17 protein-coding genes and 1 pseudogene are annotated in these 19,338 nt (G+C 33.5%); 5 read left to right on the forward strand and 13 right to left on the reverse strand.

The window, feature by feature from the left end; all coding sequences use genetic code 11:
* Positions 1–5 precede the first annotated feature (5 nt).
* Complete coding sequence (locus Anndu_RS08300; protein ID WP_464103914.1) at positions 6–851, reverse strand: glutaminyl-peptide cyclotransferase; 846 nt, start codon at positions 849–851, stop codon at positions 6–8.
* 90 nt (positions 852–941) lie between these two features.
* Here Anndu_RS08300 and Anndu_RS08305 point away from each other — a divergent pair, with 90 nt between their 5' ends.
* Positions 942–1,361: a hypothetical protein gene (locus Anndu_RS08305; RefSeq protein ID WP_464103915.1), complete on the forward strand. Its 420-nt coding sequence runs from the start codon at positions 942–944 to the stop codon at positions 1,359–1,361.
* A 92-nt stretch (positions 1,362–1,453) separates the two neighbouring features.
* Here the strand turns inward: Anndu_RS08305 and Anndu_RS08310 are convergent, their stop codons facing one another.
* Complete coding sequence (locus Anndu_RS08310) at positions 1,454–2,431, reverse strand: DUF5357 family protein (protein ID WP_464103916.1); 978 nt, start codon at positions 2,429–2,431, stop codon at positions 1,454–1,456.
* Positions 2,432–2,508: 77 nt separating this feature from the next.
* Complete coding sequence (locus Anndu_RS08315) at positions 2,509–3,030, reverse strand: hypothetical protein (RefSeq protein WP_464103917.1); 522 nt, start codon at positions 3,028–3,030, stop codon at positions 2,509–2,511.
* A 52-nt stretch (positions 3,031–3,082) separates the two neighbouring features.
* Here Anndu_RS08315 and Anndu_RS08320 point away from each other — a divergent pair, with 52 nt between their 5' ends.
* Entirely contained in the window at positions 3,083–3,877 is a 795-nt protein-coding gene (locus Anndu_RS08320) for an ABC transporter ATP-binding protein (RefSeq protein WP_464103918.1), read from the forward strand.
* Positions 3,878–3,964: 87 nt separating this feature from the next.
* On the opposite strand, the gene cobA is transcribed toward Anndu_RS08320, so the two are convergent.
* From cobA to Anndu_RS08370, 10 genes and pseudogenes are all read right to left on the reverse strand, one after another.
* Entirely contained in the window at positions 3,965–5,515 is a 1,551-nt protein-coding gene (gene cobA / locus Anndu_RS08325; RefSeq protein ID WP_464103919.1) for a uroporphyrinogen-III C-methyltransferase, read from the reverse strand.
* 795 nt (positions 5,516–6,310) lie between these two features.
* Positions 6,311–7,483 (reverse strand): annotated as a pseudogene (dxr, locus tag Anndu_RS08330) (1-deoxy-D-xylulose-5-phosphate reductoisomerase); the annotation flags it as partial.
* 212 nt (positions 7,484–7,695) lie between these two features.
* Entirely contained in the window at positions 7,696–9,390 is a 1,695-nt protein-coding gene (locus tag Anndu_RS08335; RefSeq protein ID WP_464103920.1) for a potassium channel family protein, read from the reverse strand.
* Between the two features lie 281 nt (positions 9,391–9,671).
* Positions 9,672–10,229, reverse strand: coding sequence for a YqeG family HAD IIIA-type phosphatase (locus Anndu_RS08340; protein WP_464103921.1), 558 nt, complete (start codon positions 10,227–10,229; stop codon positions 9,672–9,674).
* A 97-nt stretch (positions 10,230–10,326) separates the two neighbouring features.
* Positions 10,327–10,947, reverse strand: coding sequence for a class I SAM-dependent methyltransferase (locus Anndu_RS08345; protein ID WP_464103922.1), 621 nt, complete (start codon positions 10,945–10,947; stop codon positions 10,327–10,329).
* A gap of 65 nt (positions 10,948–11,012) precedes the next feature.
* Complete coding sequence (minE, locus tag Anndu_RS08350) at positions 11,013–11,423, reverse strand: cell division topological specificity factor MinE (protein ID WP_464103923.1); 411 nt, start codon at positions 11,421–11,423, stop codon at positions 11,013–11,015.
* A 40-nt stretch (positions 11,424–11,463) separates the two neighbouring features.
* Positions 11,464–12,270, reverse strand: coding sequence for a septum site-determining protein MinD (gene minD, locus Anndu_RS08355; RefSeq protein ID WP_464103924.1), 807 nt, complete (start codon positions 12,268–12,270; stop codon positions 11,464–11,466).
* Positions 12,271–12,434: 164 nt separating this feature from the next.
* Complete coding sequence (locus Anndu_RS08360) at positions 12,435–13,037, reverse strand: cytochrome c oxidase subunit 3 (RefSeq protein ID WP_464103925.1); 603 nt, start codon at positions 13,035–13,037, stop codon at positions 12,435–12,437.
* Positions 13,038–13,231: 194 nt separating this feature from the next.
* Entirely contained in the window at positions 13,232–14,896 is a 1,665-nt protein-coding gene (ctaD, locus tag Anndu_RS08365; RefSeq protein ID WP_464103926.1) for a cytochrome c oxidase subunit I, read from the reverse strand.
* 128 nt (positions 14,897–15,024) lie between these two features.
* Entirely contained in the window at positions 15,025–16,323 is a 1,299-nt protein-coding gene (locus tag Anndu_RS08370; RefSeq protein WP_464103927.1) for an ABC transporter substrate-binding protein, read from the reverse strand.
* A 247-nt stretch (positions 16,324–16,570) separates the two neighbouring features.
* Here Anndu_RS08370 and pilM point away from each other — a divergent pair, with 247 nt between their 5' ends.
* The 3 genes from pilM to Anndu_RS08385 are packed head-to-tail and all read left to right on the forward strand — an operon-like array spanning position 16,571 to position 19,216.
* Positions 16,571–17,677, forward strand: coding sequence for a type IV pilus assembly protein PilM (gene pilM / locus Anndu_RS08375; protein ID WP_464103928.1), 1,107 nt, complete (start codon positions 16,571–16,573; stop codon positions 17,675–17,677).
* Between the two features lie 4 nt (positions 17,678–17,681).
* Positions 17,682–18,449: a PilN domain-containing protein gene (locus Anndu_RS08380; protein ID WP_464103929.1), complete on the forward strand. Its 768-nt coding sequence runs from the start codon at positions 17,682–17,684 to the stop codon at positions 18,447–18,449.
* Positions 18,446–19,216, forward strand: coding sequence for a hypothetical protein (locus Anndu_RS08385; RefSeq protein WP_464103930.1), 771 nt, complete (start codon positions 18,446–18,448; stop codon positions 19,214–19,216). The genes Anndu_RS08380 and Anndu_RS08385 overlap by 4 nt, the downstream gene beginning before the upstream one ends.
* Positions 19,217–19,338 lie beyond the last annotated feature (122 nt).

Here is a 19,338-nt window from a genome sequence, read left to right on the forward strand (position 1 = left end):
AATCCCTAATTATTTAATTTAATTTCATATAAATTAGACCATAATTTTCCCGTAATATAAAGATGATTATTTTCAGGATTATAGGCAATTCCATTTAATACATTATCGCTTAAATCGGGTTCTCGATCAACCAATTGTTTAAAATCTAAAAATCCTTTTACTTCTCCAGTTTCGGGATTAATTCTAATAATTTTATCTGTTAACCAAACATTAGCAAAAATTTCGCCATTAATATATTCTAATTCATTGATTCTTCTAATATAACGATTTTGATAATTAACTTTAATTGTTTTAACTTCAGTAAAAGTTTCTGGATCAAGAAAATATAAATTTTCACTGCCATCACTCATAATTAAATATTGATTATCATGAGTAATACCCCAGCCCTCAGTCGGATAGGAAAATTCACCTATTTTTTCAAAAGTTTCTAAATTATAAATAAATCCTTTTTGTGAACGCCAAGTAAGTTGAATAATTTTATTATTAAAAATTGTAATTCCTTCTCCAAAATATTCTTCAGGTAAACTATATTTTTGTAAAATTTCTCCTGTTTCTAGGTTAACTTTTCTCACGGAAGATTGACCATTTAAACCCGTACCTTCATATAAAAAATTATTATCATAAATTAAACCTTGGGTAAAAGCTTGAGGATCGTGGGGATAGGTATTAATAATTTGATAATCAGTTTCTTTATTAATAATTTCTGAAGGATTTGGTGGAGTTTGATTCATTGTTTCTTGATTAGTATTTTGAGGATTTAAAATAGCGCTTTGCTCTTGATTGCTACATTGGGAAGCCCCTAAAATGATACTAAAACAAAGACAAGTTAAAATAAAAAAACTTTTTTTCATTAGATCGGATTATTTTGAGAATTTTACTATTAATGATATAATCAAATTTAACATATTTTGCAAAATTTTTGACTAAAGTTTACATTAATTATGAAACCTAAATTTAAAAATATTTTAGCTTATGAACAAGCTCAATTGTTAATGCAACCAATTTTTATTAGAATTATAGATAATATTCGTAAACAATTAGATAACTCCACATGGAAAGGAACTTATCAAGAATTAAGTGAACCTTTCCCTCAATATCAATTATTATTAACAAAAAATGATCAAACTATTACTTTAGATATTTGGGAGTTATGTTATCAAATTTGTTTTATTAATTTTAATAGTAAAGTGATGGAATTACAACAACATATTGCCGAAAGAAATGGTAGTAAAATTGAAGAAATACAAGAGGTTGAAATAGATCTTAATTTGATTTATGATAATCAAGTTAATTGGCTTAAAATTGAAGAAAAAACTTCTGATTTAATTAATCAAATTTTTAAGAATATAGAAAATATATAATTATTACTTAACAGTTTTTTATTAATTTTCAATCCTCTACTTTTAAGTAGAGGTAATTATTAATTATTAAACTGAAAATTGGATTAATAATGTTATTGTAAATATTTATTATTTACTTTCCAACCTTGGATTTTAGTGGGTTCACATTGAAATTGAGTTGTAGTTAATTCGGGTTCATCAGGGGAGAAAATAAGGGGTTGTAAAAGACAATTTTTTTCACAAAAATACTCTTTTTCTTTAAATTTAGGGCCTTGCCAAATTGCCAATAAATTAATATTATAGCCAAAATCTGACTGTTCAATTTTAATTTTTAACTTCCAAAAAGTATCTTCCATAATAGAAGAATTTGTATCAATAATTTGTTTTTTTATTTGCTGAATAATATCGGTAGAAACCGCATTATCAATCCATTTTTGGGTAATAAACCATTGTTTATTATTTAATTGATTATCTAAATTTAATTGAATTTGTTTTAGCCAATAATTACCTCTCGGATAATTTTGAGTTTGAAGATTAATAATTAAAGAACTTTGACTAAAATCAGCTAATAAAGTGGGATATTGAGTTGCCCAATTATTAAAAACAAAATAAACTTGTAACCAACAACTTAACATTAAATGAACTCCTCCAATTAAAATAACTTTTAAACGATGTTTTTCTTCTACTCCATGAAACTTAAAGTTTTTGTCTATAAAATATGGAAAAATGGCAATAAAACTAGCAAGAATTGGCAACAAAATCAATCCTAATTGATGAGGTAATTGTGAAATATTACCAAAGATAAATAAACAAATTAAACTACTGATCAGCCATGATCTAAAAAACAAATTTTTTTGAACTGAAAGCCAACTTAAGCCAATAATAAGAAATAAAAAACTAAAATTAGCAATTAAATTGGGTACAAAAGTAATTTTTCTAATGCCATTAACATAATGAAAACCAAAAGATAAAAGGGCAAAACTTAACGAAATAAGACTTAATAAAATAAAAGTTTGCCAAGAATAAACTTGGGGTGGCTTAATAATTTGTTTAACAAATATTGGCCAAGATTTATTTTTTTGCTCTGACACTTTAATTTAAGTAATAATTAATAATGGATAATTAACCCATAGGTGATAGCTAACAAATGACCAATAATCAATGACTTTTAAATATTTCTGATCTGGGCTAAAAATAAAATAATAATTGTGCTTAAATAACTATAGAGATTAGCCATAATAATCGTTAATAGTTTTTTAGCGTTATTTTCACTGATAATATTAACAAAAAAATCATATAATTCATGTTCTCCATTTTGTTTAATTAAAATTAACTTAGTAGCCCAATTAAAACTGAAAAATTCAAGGGTAACTACCATGACAAAATTAAATAAAATAAAGCTAATTACAAAAGCTAAAACTTCATCTATTAAAGATAAATCGCTAATTTTACCTAAAATTGTATAACTAATAAATTGTAATTTTAAGGGAAATTGTCTTGATAATAACCAATTAATAAATAACCAAAAAATCCAATTTAAAAAATAGGAAATAAAATTAATTAAAAAAGATAATTCTATACTTTTTTGACGATTAATTTTAAATTTTAAGTTAAACAGATAAGCTTCAATTATAACTGTTAATAACATGGTTAAAATTTGCAATAAAATTAACTGTAATGGTATAATCATGGTGGTTAAAATATTAACAATTTGTAATTTATTTAATTAAAATTAAAAGTAAATGACTACAAATCAAAATTCTATAAATCACAATTCTAACTTATTATTAGAAGCCAAAGGAATGTTTAAAAATTTTGGTGGAGTTCGTGCCGTTAATAATGCTTATATTAATGTTCCTCAAGGCACTATTACTGGCTTAATTGGGCCTAATGGTGCGGGTAAAACTACCCTTTTTAATCTTCTTGCTAATTTTATTGTACCCGATCGAGGTGAAGTAATTTTTAATCAGGAAAAAATTGATCATTTATCACCCCATAAAATTGCCCAAAAAGGGTTTATTAGAACTTTTCAAGTAGCTAGGGTTTTATCCCGTTTATCGGTGTTAGAAAATATGTTATTAGCTACTCAAAATCAAACGGGAGAAAACTTTTTAAAACTCTGGTTTCAAGGGCAAAAAATACGTCAAGAGGAGAGAGAAAATCGGGAAAAAGCAATGACAATTTTAGAATCTGTAGGACTTTCTGCTAAGGCTAAAGATTTCGCAGGAGCTTTATCTGGTGGGCAAAGAAAGCTTTTAGAAATTGCGAGAACTTTAATGACTAATCCAAAATTAGTTTTATTAGATGAACCGGCCGCAGGTGTTAATCCTACTTTAATTAATCAAATTTGCGAACATATTTTAGAATGGAATAAACAGGGAATTTCTTTTTTAATTATTGAACATAATATGGATATGATTATGTCAGTTTGTGAACATATTTGGGTATTAGCAGAAGGTACTAATTTAGCTGATGGCACACCTGAAGAAATTAAAAATAATCCTGAAGTTTTACAGGCTTATTTAGGTGTTGATTAATTTAAAAAAAAATTTTATTCATTAAGGCTAAAGCTAGATCAAAAAAGCCCAACTCTTTAGGGTTTGGGAGAGGAGAATAATTAATTATTAATTATTAATAAAATCAATGATAGCCTGTGTTAAACCTTCTAAAGTATATTCCTTTGCTTCAAGATCAAAACGGCCTAAAATTTCTTGACAACATTGGGAAGTTTGCGGCCCGATCGAGGCGATTTTAAGATTATTTAATAAACTTTCTTTAGTAATATTTTCTTGATTTAAAATTGGATCATTTAAAGCTTTTTCGATTAAAAGATTAAAGTTTTTAACTGTTTTTGAACTAGCAAAAGTAATCAGATCAACTTGATGATTTTTGAGGGCATTCCAAGCAGATAAATTAATCTCAGAAGGACAGCCCGACTCATAAGCTGGAACTTCTATTACTTGCGCCCCTTTAGCGCTTAATTCTTCCACTAAAATGGTACGGCCGCCCGTTTCAACTCTCGGAAATAAAACCTTTTTATTTGTTAAATTTTCGGGGAAATTTTCTACTAAAGAATCTGCAATAAAATCAGGTGGAATAAAATCAGGAATAAGGTGATATTCTTGCAAAACTTCTGCTGTTTTTTTGCCTACAACGGCAATTTTAAGATTAGTTAAAGCCCTTAAATCTTTTCCTAATTGAAATAAACGATTCAAAAAATAATTAACCCCATTAGCAGAGGTTAAAATTAACCAATCTATGTCATTTAAACGGTTAATTGCTGAGTCTAAAGGTTGCCATGTGGAAGGAGGAGTAATAGCTAAAGTAGGCATTTCTATTACCGTTGCATCCTCTTTTTCTAATAATTTAGTAAATTTACTTGATTGATCAATCGCACGGGTAACAATAATTTTTTGATTAATTAATTTTTGAGAATTAAAGGACATTTCTTGATTAAAAAGGGGACTTAATTTAACAACTTCTCCAATAATTATAACAGAAGGGGATAATTTTTGATTTTGAGTTTTGTTAAGAATATTATTTAAAGTACCGAGCCAAATTTTTTGATCGGGAAAACCTGCATTTTTAATAATCCCAATGGGGGTATTTAAAGATTTATGAGATAAGCTTAATTTATTAATAATTTCTGGTAAATTTTTACCCCCCATTAAAATTACTAAAGTTTCAAGATTAGCTAATATTTCCCAATTAAAAAGATGAAGATCATGACCTGTTAAAACCGTAAAAGATTGACTTAAATTTTTTTCAGTTAAGGGAATTTGTGCTAATAATGGAGATGCTAAAGCTGAGGAAATTCCGGGTATTAATTCATAATCACAATCATTTTCTTTTAATGCTTGTATTTCTTCATTAGCACGGCCAAAAATGAAAGGATCACCGCTTTTTAAGCGTATAATTTGATAGCCTTGTACACAATAAGCAATTAATAATTGATTAATTTTTGTTTGGGGTGTACTAGCTTGGCCTCCCCTTTTTCCTACGGGTATTTTTAAACAATTTTCTGGTGTTAAATTGAGTAATTGATCATTAATTAAATCGTCATAAATTAAGATTTCAGCTTTAGTTATTAATTGTTGTGCTTTAATAGTTAAATAATCAATTTTACCTATTCCAGCACCTACTAAATATACTTTTCCTTGTTGATTTTTTGTCATTGGTTACTGTTATTTTTTGAGAAAAATATATGCAACGGGTTTCAACCCGTTGCTACACAAACAAAACCTGCCTACGCAGGTTTGATGTGTGTAATTAATTACCCAGTTGTGGCACAGGCTTCTAGCCTGTGACGGGCAGGATGCCCATTCCACATAATGTAATTAATTTTGCTTAGGTACTTACAAATGATTTAGGATTGCTATAGTTAGGCCTAAAACCCAACAACAAACTATTAATTAATAATTAATAATTAATAATTAATAGGAAAAAAACTGTTGATGTTCTTTGAGATCATCTAAATATTTAACCGCCTGTTGATAGGTTTCTAAATCACCTTGTTTTAATAATAAATCAATGGCAATATTAATATCATTAATGGCCTGTTTATTATTATTTAAAGCCCCATAAGAACGACTACGATGATAATAAGCTAAACCATAATTTCCATCAAGAGAAATGGCCATATTAAAATCACTAATTGCCCCCCGATGATCCATTATTTTACGGCGGGAAACTCCACGATTAAAAAAGGCTTTTGCATTACGCAGATCAATTCTAATAGCTTGAGTATAGTCGTCTATTGCACCTTGATGATCTCCCATCATTGCCCTGACTAAACCTCTACTAATATAACAATCAATAGCCGTTGGAAAATCATTTAATAAGTCATTAAATGTCTTAATTGCTCCTTGATAATCTTGATTTTTAGCTTGTTCTATTCCTTGATTATATAATTCTTTAAATGAAGTTTTTTTTTCTATTTGTACCCCAGATGCTACTGGAATTAATTGTTTTTTTTCTAATAATTGACTGGCCGCTAAAACTTCTTTTCTTGCCCAACTATCGGCGTTAATAATATCATCTAAAGAGGGATTTTGTTGATTATCATTTTGATGGCGATCGCAGGTATATTCGATTAATTTAGGAATATCTAAAAAGGCAATTTTTTCTTCTAAAAATAAGGCTACAGCCTGTTCATTGGCCGCATTTAAGACGGCTGTCATTGAGCCTCCCGCTCTCCCCGCACTGTAAGCCAGTTGCATACAAGGGTATTTATTATGATCCGGCTCTTTAAAGGTTAAATTTCCGGCCTCCACTAAATTAAGAGGCTTCCAATCCGTATAAATGCGCTCAGGATAGGAGAGGGTATAGAGGATAGGTAAACGCATATCAGGCCAACCCAATTGAGCTAATACAGAAGTATCTTGAACTTCAATTAAAGAATGAATAATACTTTGGGGATGAATTACTATATCAATATGATCATAATCTAAGTTAAATAAATAATGAGCTTCAATAACTTCTAAACCTTTATTCATCAAAGTTGCTGAGTCAATTGTGATTTTTTTACCCATTGACCAGTTAGGATGTTTGAGGGCATCGGCCACGGTGACGGAGGGTAATTTTTCCACAGGTAGATCACGGAAAGCCCCACCCGAAGCGGTTAAAATGATTCTTCTTAAGCCTCCTTGTGGCACTCCCTGTAAACATTGAAAAATTGCTGAGTGTTCTGAGTCAGCAGGTAAAATTTTGACTCCGTATTTTTTGACGAGGGGTAAAACTACGGGCGCACCTGCGATCAGGGTTTCTTTATTGGCGAGGGCGATGTCTTTTCCCGCCTCGATCGCTGCGATCGTGGGCAATAACCCCGCATAACCAACGATACCAGTTACAACGGTTTGAGCGTCACCGTAACGGGCTACCTCCATAATACCATCTTGCCCCGCTAATAATTGAGGTTGACGGGGTAAAGAGGCGATCGCCGTTTTTAACTCAGGTAAAAGATCGGGGTTTTGAATAGCAACTATTTGCGGTTGAAATTGTTTAATTTGTTCACTTAAGAGTTTAAGATTATTTCCAGCCACTAAACCAACTACCCTGAAGCGATCGGGATATTGGGAGACAATATCAAGAGTTTGGGTACCGATCGAGCCTGTAGAGCCTAGAATTGAAATAGGTTTGACCATAATATTTTAAATTTAGATAGTTAAATTAAAAGTTAATCTCAAAATATCGGTTTTAAGACTGGCCTTAAAGCTTTTGCCCAAACCAAAGATCAAAAACCGATTAACATATTAAACAGTGTATCATTAATGAATATCATCAATCAGAAAAGTCGGAAATTTTGAGGTGGCAATATTGCCATAATTTAACTTTTAATAACTTAATAATTTTAAAATTAATGATTAAAAACTAATTCTTGACTGATATTTTTACGCCAGATCTGTTCAACTTTAGTAGCAGGAATAGTTAAATATAAAATATCTCCAGATCTTAAACAAGTTTCTAATAATTGCCATCCGTGAATGGTACGATTATCACTTTCTAAATATAATGGCACAAAATCAGTTTCGATCGCCACTTCTTTGACTTTTTGACCACAAAAATAATGTTTAGGAGTGATTAAAACCGCTAAGGCTACCCATAATAAATCATTTGTCATGCCATTGCCTAAAATTCTACCACCTAAAGCGGCCGCCACAAAAGAGGGCGTAGCTAACTCAGTGGGGGAAAACACCGTTTCAAACTCAAAAACCTCTTGTGAGGATTGCGCAAACTGAGTATCCTGATTTCGCATTACGATGGATAATTTCGGAGTAATCGCTTTAGCGGTGAGGGCAATTTCCACATTAACCATATCACTACTTGTCACAATTAACAATGATTGCGCCCGATCAAGATTGGCCGCTTTGAGGGTGGAAACTAAACGCCCATCTTCAATAATAACCGGAATCCCTAAACTTCTGGCATAATGAATAAAACGGTTATTATGGTTACATTCAATCACAACTGTTTCATAACCTTGTGAGTGTAATTGTTTCGCTATTTCCATCCCAATTCCACCTAAGCCACAGATTATATAATGATTATGGGTAGGTAAACGGGTAGCATCCCACAGTTGTTTTAATCTACTACCTAAGATAAAATCATTAATTAAAGCATAACAAATACCAATTACTCCCGCTCCAATAATCATCATAATGGCAGTAAAAATCTTAATTAAATCCGGTGAACTTTCGGCCACTTCTTCTTTCCCACCTGCCCCCGTGATCATCCCCACCGAAAAATATAAAGCATCAACGATGGAAATTTCTAAATTAACACAAACATAGGTTAAAGTTGCAAAGAAAATTGTAATTAATAATGCTAAAATTACTAAAACAACTGGTTGAATGTAATCCTGATATTTTTTAAGATTAAGTATTGCTTTTATAATCTTTTTAAAAATAGATTTTTGTTTATTTTTAATAGTAGGTTGACTGCCAATAATTAAGTGATCTCCTGCTTTTAAAGTTTCTCCATTATTAACGGCTGAAACTAGATCCATTTCACCTTGAGCGGGTAAATAATAGATTAACATTCTAGCGGTATTTGACCATAATTCACTTAATTTTAATCCATACCAAGGATGATTTTCCGTAATAATTTCTTCATGTATTGGCCATGTTTGATTATATAAATGTAACTGACCGATCGCCTTATTTCCTAAGGCCGCAAAAGCGAAAATTGGAGAGGTAATTGAAGCCACACTCATGGTCACATGATCGGGTATAATCTGATCAAGACGTTCCCCTAAAGTATGATTATAAAGACGATTAATGATTCTAATTTGAGGATTTAAAACCCTAGCCTCCGTTAAAATAGCCACATTTAAAGCATCATCACTATTAGCTAAAATTAAAGTTTTAGCTTGTTGAATACCAGCTTGAATTAAGGTTGATCTTGCTCTTAAATTGCCAATAACAATGTTAGAATCATGATAAGGTAAAAGTTGATCACTAATACCTTTTACTTGTGCGCCTTGATTTTTTAATAAGGTGTAAATTTGAAAACCAGTTTGCCCTAAACCACAAACAATAATACGAGGTTTCATTGATCATTAAAAAACGATAAATTATGAACTATGAAAAATAACAAATAACCAATAACAAATAATATTTTAATATTTTTCCCCAATCTGATCTATTTAACTGTATTATTAAATACTTTTTTTTCAAAGCATAAAATCAGATTAGTTGAAAAAAACTAATCTGATCTTATCTGTATATAGAGGTTTGTTATAAGTTAAGGTCTTTATATCGGCTGACCTCATTTAATTTCATGTAACGATTATGACACAAAAATTAAAGAAACTTAATTTTTTTAATAATTTCTTTATATTTCGTTTTGTGAAGAAGGGTTAACTGTTGTAAAGTTTTGTGAATGGGAGAGGGAAACCCCTAACTTTTGTGACACCCAAACTTCAAAGTTACGGATCGGGTAAGATTTTGCCAGATCAGGATCGATCATCGGTTCAACTAAGATGGTAAATGTACCTAAACGGTTTCCGGCTAAAACATCGGTAAACAGGCGATCGCCCACCATAGCCACCCTTTCAACAGGTAACTGCATTTTTACGATCGCCTCTCGTAACTTACGGCGGGAAGGTTTTTTCGCTCCCGTGAGATAGGGAATATTTAAAGCCTCACCAATACGCCCGATCCTATTGCTACTTAAATTATTACTAACTAACCATAAAGAAACATCTTGACGAATAGACTCAACCCATTGACTTAACTCTGGGGTAATATCTTTTTCTTTTAAGGGTACTAAAGTTTCATCCACATCTAAAATTAAACCCTTTAAATTGTATTTTTTTAAGATTTCAGGTGTTAGATGTAAAACGGTATTTCCTAATATTAAATCTGGCTGTAATAAGGGTACTTTAAACATAATTATTAGTTATTGGTTATTGGTTATTAGTTATTGGTTATTGGTTATGAGAAACAGGCAAGACTTTTACTAATTCCCACTTCCCACTTCTCACTCATTATTTTTGGACTTGAATAACTTGTAAACTTCCTCCTGCATATAATTGATGTTTAATCATATTAAAACCAGTAGTTTTTAATAAATTAATGACATCTAACTTGATAAAATTCCAAGCGGTTTCAGTTTCAAATAAACTTAAAAATACCATAAGTGGCGGTACAAATAATATATTATTTGGTTGATGTAAGTCAATAAAAGTAAAAATACCATTTGGTTTTAAAATACGGTAAACTTCAGCGAAAATTGCCGTTAATTGATCCGTTGTCATTTCGTGCATAGCCGCACTAGAATGAACTAGATCAAATTGATTATTTTCAATGGGCATTTCTTCCGCTAAACCTTCAATATAACTGGCTTGAGGCACATTAATTTTAGCCCTTTCCAAAGCATTAAAAGAAGCATCTAAACCCGTTACATTAGATGATGTTTTTACTAAATATTTAGTAGTTTGGCCACCCCCACAACAAAGGTCTAAAATTTTCGTATTCCGGTTAATTTCCAAACCTTCTAAAGCTAATTTTCTAAAGTTTTTTTCACCCCCTACACTTAGGGTAGCTAAACCGGAAACCGTATCATAAAACCATTGATATTGATAGGCAAATTTTCTTAAAATAGGCATAGATAATAATGGATAATTAATAATTAATGAATTTTTAAAAAATAACTAATGAATAATCAAAAAGTTTAAAATTCTTCAGGGAATTTTTTATAAGAATATACACTAGATTGAAAATCAATTTCTATAATTTCTTGTTGTTCTTCCTCTTGATTTTCAGGGGGTTTTGTTTGTTCATTTGATTTATTTAAAGGACTAGGCGTTGCTTGATCTTCTTCGATAATTCTTTTAATCGGTAAATTAGCAATTAAAGCCGTATTTCTTCTATCATTTTCTAAATTAAACTCCATATCTTCAAGATCAATTTCCACATAACGAGCCACCACTTCTAATATTTCTGCGCGCATTTTTTCAATTTTATCAGGACTTAAACCAATGCGATCGGAGGCTATTACCAAGCGTAAACGCCGTTTAGCATCATTTTTTGTATGTGCTATTTTGTGCCAATTCAATATTTTTTCTAAAAGTTCATTCAACATAATAATTTATTGGTTATTAGTTATTAGTTATCTAAAAATGTTATGTTTCTTTTTGGAAAAAACTCAAAATCTTTTGCCAAATATTTTTCTTGACGGTTAAATCTAACATGGGTACATTTTCCCCTTCTAAACGCCTCGCAATATTGACAAATGCTGTGGCCGCAAGGGTTGGAGTCTCATTAAAAACAAGAGGTTCTCCTTTATTACTGGCCATAATTACCTGTTGCTGATCTGGGATTATTCCCAATAAGGGGATCGCTAGGATTTCTAAAACATCTTCCACACTCATCATTTCATTTTTAGCTACCATATCCGCATTAATTCTATTCACAATTAATCTGATTTTTTTCACTCCATAAGTCTCTAATAATCCGATTACTCGATCGGCATCTCTAACGGCGGTAACTTCTGGATTAGTGACAATGATTGCTTCTTGGGCGGCGGAGATCGCATTCCGAAACCCCATTTCAATGCCGGCCGGACAATCCACTAAAATATATTGATAAACTTTAGCTAAAGCGGCGATCACTTGACGCATTTGGTTGGGGGTGATTGATTCTTTATTGCGATTTTGGGCGGCGGGTAATAACACCAAGCTGCTTTGACGTTTATCTTTGATTAAAGCCTGATCTAAACGACATTCTCCGGCGATCGCATCAATGGCCGTATAAACTACTCGATTTTCTAAACCTAATAATAAATCTAAATTTCTTAAACCAAAATCAGCATCAACTAAGACGACTTTTTTGCCTTGTTTGGCTAATGCCGCGCCCAGATTGGCTGTTACCGTTGACTTTCCGACTCCTCCTTTACCAGAAGTAATGACAATAATTCGAGGTTTATTCATACTTAATCAAGTTTAAAATTCCACATTCAAAATCAGTATAATCTAAAAGTAGTCATTAAAAACATCAGGATTGAGGTGGCTGTCATTAACAAAAAAACTAAAAGAGTTCAACAATTATCAATTGTTTGGTGTCAATTGTCAATTGTTGAACCCTGATCTAAGCACTATAATAAATAAACTAAAATAAATAAAATAATCCAAACTACATCAACAAAATGCCAATATAATTCGGCCGCTTCTACTCCAAAATGTTTTTGACTTGAATAATGATCCTCTTTACGAGCGCGCCATAAAACCGCCAGAATTAATAATAAGCCAAAGCTAACATGAAGGCCATGAAATCCTGTTAAAACATAGAAACAACTGGCAAATAAATTAGTAGTTAAACCAAAAGGAGCATGACTATATTCATATAGTTGTCCTCCTAAGAAAATTACACCCATTAAAGCAGTAATTCCAAACCATAATTTTAAGCCAGAATTATCATTGTTTTTAATGGCTTCTTGCCCTTTGTGCATAACAAAGCTACTAGAAACGAGGATAATTGTATTAATAGCAGGTAAAGCTAACTCTAATTCTTGATCAAAATCAGGAATCATGGAACGATAAATTAAAAAGGCCGCAAATAAGCCTAAAAAGATCATTGATTCTGCTATTAAAAATAATGCTATCCCAAACATACGATGATCGGGATGGCCATGATGACCTTTATTTTCTTGTTCTTGACTAATGGTAATTGATTGATTTTGTAGGGTTGTACTTTGCATTTTTATTCGTTATTTGTGATCTGTTAATACTGTGTTATAGGCATCCAGTCTGTAAATATTAAATATTGTAGTACAGGCTTTTAGTCTGTAAATATTAAATATTGTGGTACAGGCTTCTAGCCTGTAACGGGCAGGATGCCCGTTCCACTGTTGATAATTTATTGAGACTGGTTATTTCAACTATCAACTAATAATTACCTTAATTCAGAAGCAACTTCTGTTAATAATTCATCTACTTCTTGATCTTCAAAGGGATCCTCCAGATCAATGCCATATTCATAAGGGCCTGCCCATAAAACGGGATCTTCTTCAAAGTTTTCAATGATCGGCGGTGAAGAAGTTTGCCACTCTAAAGTTAAAGCCCTCCAAGGGTTGCGGCCGGCTTTTTCCCCTTTGGCTAAACTCCACAAAACATTAATGATAAAGGGAATCGTAGACACTGCTAGTATATATGAACCAACGGTAGCTAAGACGTTTAAATCTTGAAACTGGGGATCATATAAGGCCACTCGGCGGTTCATTCCTAATAAGCCTAATTTGTGCATTGGTAGGAATGTGAGGTTAAAGCCGATGAAAGTTAAAATAAAGTGTAATCTTCCCCAATTTTCGTTAACCATGCGCCCTGTCATTTTTGGAAACCAATGATAGATCCCCGCAAAAATGCCGAACACAGCCCCCCCAAATAACACATAGTGCATATGGGCGACTACAAAATAGGTATCATGGACGTGAATATCAAAGGGTGCTGAGGCTAACATGACACCGCTTAAGCCACCGATTAAAAATGAGGATAAAAAGCCAAAACCAAAGAGTAAAGCACTATTTAAGTTTAATTTTCCGCCCCAAAGGGTAGCACACCAACCGAAAATTTTAATGCCTGTGGGTACGGCGATCAGCATGGTGGCGGCCATGAAGAACATTCTTAACCAGCCGGGGGTGGCACTGGTAAACATATGGTGCGCCCAAACGATTAACCCTAAAAAGCTGATGGTTAAGCTAGAATAGGCGATCGCTCTGTAACCGAAAATGGGTTTCCGAGCGTGAACGGGTAAAACCTCAGAAATAACTCCGAACATGGGCAGAATCATGATATACACCGCCGGATGGGAGTAAAACCAAAACATATGTTGGTAAACGATGGGATCACCGCCCCCCACTGGATTAAAAAATGATGTTCCCGCTAATAAATCAAAGGATAATAAGACTAAAGCCCCTGCTAAAACTGGTGTTGATAACAGAGCTAAAGCTGAGGTTGCTAACATTGCCCAACAAAATAAAGGCATATTATGTATATCCATTTCAGGAATCCGCATCCTTAAAATGGTAGTAGCAAAATTAATCGCCCCTAAAATTGACGATGTTCCCACCAATAAAATACTTAAAATCCAGATTTCTTGCCCCCATTTACCAGTTAATAAACTGAGGGGAGGGTAGGCAGTCCAACCTGACTGGGAAGGGCCGACTAAAAAACTGGCAACTAATAAAATGCCTCCGATGGGGAAAAGCCAGAAAGCAAGGGCATTCATGCGGGGAAAGGCCATATCTTCAGCCCCCACCATCAGAGGAATTAAATAATTAGCAAAAGCCGCTCCCATTGGCACAATCCACAGAAAAATCATAATTGTGCCGTGCATGGTGAACATTTGATTATAAACTTCAGGCTGAATAAAGTCGGGATCGGGCGTTGCTAACTCCGTGCGCACGATCTCCGCTAATGAGCCACCGATCAAATAAAAGAAAAAGGACGTAACTAGATATTGAATACCGATGACTTTATGATCGGTATTAAAGGTAAAATAATCTGTCCATTTTCTTTGTTGATGGTGGTTTGGGGTAATATTTTCAATGGTTGTAGTCATAAATTACTAAAATAAAAAAATGACAGATAAATCTTACATTTCAGTTTATCTAAATTTTTCATTTTAGCCACATCTGCACTTCAAAAATGTTATCAAGATTAAATTTAGTCTGACTAATTTGTGATAACTTAGGAGCTAACGCGCTGATCCCATGCGATCTGTGCATCTTTTAAGGCTTGATCTACGGTTTTTTCCCCTAACATGGCTTGTTGGAGATTTTCATAAATTGCTTTTTGTAATAAATTAAGATCTTTCATGGCTGGAACTAAAACTTCCGCCGTATCTAACTGTAAAGCACTAACTTTTCTGGCTTGGGCTAAGGCCGATTGTTCGGAATTTTGCTCTAAAATCTTAACATATTGGGCGATCGCCTCTTTCGTGGAAGGTAAAACATTGGCCTGTTGAGCAAAAGCCAATTGATTTTCCGTATTAGTCACAAATAAACCAAAAGCCAAAGCATCATCCTTAACCTGAGTATTCTGAGGAATCACCCAGTTCATGACAGCTACATTTTTTTTACCCGTTTTTCCCGTAATCTGAGCCGAAGCAGAAGTTACCTCGGCGATGGCTGGGGCATTAGTTTGAATATTATTGAGAAATTCCGCACTAGAAGCTAAAAATGCCGTTTCCCCCCCTTGATATAACTCGATCGCCTGTTGATGCCCCTGAGTTAAAACTTCAGGGGGTAATAACTTATCTTGATATAAATTAACCCAAAACTTAAACGCCTTAATACCTTCAGGGCTATTAAAGGCCGCTTTTCCCTGCGCATCAACTAAAGTTACCCCCATTTGCACCAAAGACTCTAAAACTTCAGCCGAATCTGAGGGAACAAAAGTTACAAAAAAAGCATATTTACCAGTTTTTTCCTTAATAATTTTAGCAAATTGACCTAATTCTTCATAGGTTTTAGGAGGTTCTTTAATTCCAGCTTTAGTTAATAAATCTTGATTAAAAAGAGTTACCCTCGTAGTTAAATACCAAGGAATACCAAAAGTTTGGTCATTAATACTGCTGGCCGCCCAAATTTTAGGTAAATATTGATCCTGAATTTCCTTAGAAATGAGAGAATTAAGAGAAACTAAAGAATTACGACTAGCTAATTGGGAAGCAAAATTAGGGTTTAAATTCACCAGATCAGGAGCAGTATTAGCGGAAACCGCCGTTAAAATTTTACTTTCCATGCCATTCCAAGGCACATCAATCCAACGTAACTTAAGATCGGGGTGAGACGACTCAAAATTAGCAATTAACTTGTTAAAATAGTCAGTAAACTTAGGTTGAAGTTGCATCGTCCAAAATTCCACCTCTTTAGGATTGGAATTAGAAGTAGACTGATTAGGACTACAACTTAAAAGCCAACTTAAAGTTAATCCTAATAATACCCATATAATAAGATTTTTAATTTTTCTGATTAGATTTTTCATGGTTAGTTTATGATTTCATTAAATAGGCTCATCAAAAGTTTTAGGCAGAAAAAACACTTAAAACCAAATAGGAGCAAGGCCAAAAAATCAAGACAAAAAATCAAGACAATGACAATTAATTTTACACTACCAAATTAAATCATTCTAGGGGCTAACGTCCGTTAACCCCTACGGGTAACAGTTTACTGGTAACAGTCCACTCAAATTAACCTAATTTTGACAGATGAAAAATCAAAATTGAAAACTTATGTTAGAACGACTAAAACAACTTTTTGCCCCCAGAGTTAATGGGATCGGGCTAGAAATAGCGGCCGAACGCATTAACATTGTTCAAATGAAAAAGCAAGGACAAGTTTATAAATTAGTCAAATTTATCTCAGAAGAAGTCCCCGAAGGACTTTTTAGTGAAGGACAAATTGTAGACTCCCCCGCCTTAGCCGAACTACTCCAAGAAATATTAGCTAAACATAATATTAATGCGGCCAAAGTAGCCACCGCTGTACCCATGCGAGAAGCCATTATTAGAATTATCCCTATCCCGGCCGAACTAGATGATGCGGAACTCAAGGATATGGTTTTAAATCATGAAGCGGGGTTATATTTGCCCTATCCTAGAGAAGAAGTCGACCTAGATTATCAAAAATTAGGTTACTTTGTAGACGAAGATGGGATTGAGAAAGTTCAAGTTTTATTAGTGGCTACTCGTAAAGAAGTTACTGATATGTACCTTGAAACTTTTAAACTAGCCCAACTCAATGTAGATGTACTAGATATTAATAGTTTTGCCCTCATTCGTACCATCCGAGAACAATTAAGACAATTTGCCTCAAAAGAAGCGGCCGTTTTAGTTGATATTGAATTTGATACGACTGAAATTGCTATTATCGTTGATGGAGTACCTCAATTTTCTCGTACTGTTCCCATTGGCACATTTCAACTTCAAGAAGCCCTATCACGAGCCATGAATTTACCACCTTCTCGCAATACAGAATTATTACAGGGGATGACCATTCCCATTAATATGCCAGTGGATACCACCCGTACCGGAGCCACAGGGATTAATCCGGGCATGGCCGCTCTCTTGAGAGTCTTAGGAGAATTAGCAGACGAACTACGCCGATCCATTGATTTTTATCTGAATCAAAGTGAGGAGTTGGAAGTCGTACAATTACTTTTAGCAGGCCCAGGGGGTGGTTTAGGTCAAATAGACGAATTTTTTGGTCAACGCTTAAGTATTCCCAGTATGTCGATCGATCCGGTAGCATCTTTGGCGATCGAACATACGGAAGAAATACCCCAAACACAACGGCCGGCCATGGGTATCATTTTAGGATTAGGAATGAGGGAGGTTTAAATCAATGTATAGTTTAGATATTAATTTCCTTAAAGATCCTAATCGTAAACCCGAAGAAGTAATCACGGCCAAGGCGAAAAAAACTGCCCCCACGATGGGTAGTATGGTGCCACTGGTGGGGGGGGGTATCATTGCGGCCGTGTTAATTGGCTTACCATTTGTCGGTTCGGTTTGGATTAATACAAAAAAAACCGAAACATCCGATGAAATTGCCAGATTAGAGGCTGAAATCAAAAAAGCAGAAGAACAAAATACACAAATTACCCAACTAGAAGGAGAATATACTCAAATCAAGTCTCAAACCGATGCTTTTGTGGATATTTTTAATAAAATTCAACCGATTTCAGCTATTTTACAAGAGTTAATTGATAATGTACCTAGAGGAGTGCAGATTAAGTCGATCGTTCAAAGTGAAGCTGAAGCTAAAGCGGAAAATCAATCTGCCACTCAAAAGGTCAAAATAGATGGGATAGCTACTTCATACGATCAGGCCAATGATTTTCTGCTGACACTCAAAAGATCCGGATTTTTTGTTAAAGATAAAGTATTTTTAACCAATGTGGCGTTGACGGAAAATCCAGAAGCAGGATCAATCGAGAATATTCCCGAAAATTTAATCGTTGAATTTCCTCAAGTGGTTCAATATAGTATAGATGCTGAGATTCAAGTCCGTCCTGCCTCAGAAATTTTAGATGATCTGACTAAAAAGGGAGCATTAGGGTTAGTTTCTCGGATTAAAATTCTTCAAGAAAAAGGAGTAATTACAAAATGACGATCGCTGAAGACTTCACCCCAGGTGCGCAAACGAATGAAGGTGCAGAATATCCTGTGGCCTTTGGGATTACTTTTTCCCCTAAAGTAATATTTATTTTATTGGTGTTAGTGGGAGTTGGTGGAGGTGGTTATCTAACTTCACAACAGGTATTACCAGCTTATAAAGAATATCAAGCTTTAGAAAAGAAAAAAGAAGAAACATCGGCTAAATTAGATCAAACTAAAAATAGTAATGCTTTACAAAAAATAGCCGAACTTCAAGCACAAATTGCTGACAAAAAAAATCGTCAACCCCAAATTTTAGCCTTATTATCAAATAGTAAAACGGTTGATACGTTATTAATTGATTTTAATAAAATTTTTCAACAAGAAAAAGTAACATTGACTACCTATAACCCTGTTTCAGGGGAGAATGGTGAACCTTTGGTGGTGGTGGATGATGGCTCATTTGGCGATTTACTCAATGGAAAATTACAACGCCGTACTATTAATATTGGTTTTGAAGGTACTTTAACTCAAACAAAGTCAATTATTCAAAGATTAGAGCGTTTTCAGTCATTAATAGTCATTAAAAATTTTAATGCTACTGTTTCCAGTCCTGCCACTTTTGTGTTTGATCAAGGGCAAATTAAACCTCAAGCGGAGCCGAAATTATCAGTTACCTTTGTGGTTGATGTGGTTTACCCCATTTCTGAGGAGGAATTAAAGAAAATAGCTGAAGCCCAAGCGGCTAAAAATGCCCCTCCTGCTACACCACCACAATAATATTAAGTTTTGTGCTTTAAACTTTTCAATCCTAATTTAATGATCCCAAATTAACAATTTACAGTTAAGATTAATTCACAACTGTTAATTTTTCTCAATTTGGATATATTAAATTTTTTTGC

Source organism: Annamia dubia NIES-4383 (genome assembly GCF_055394725.1).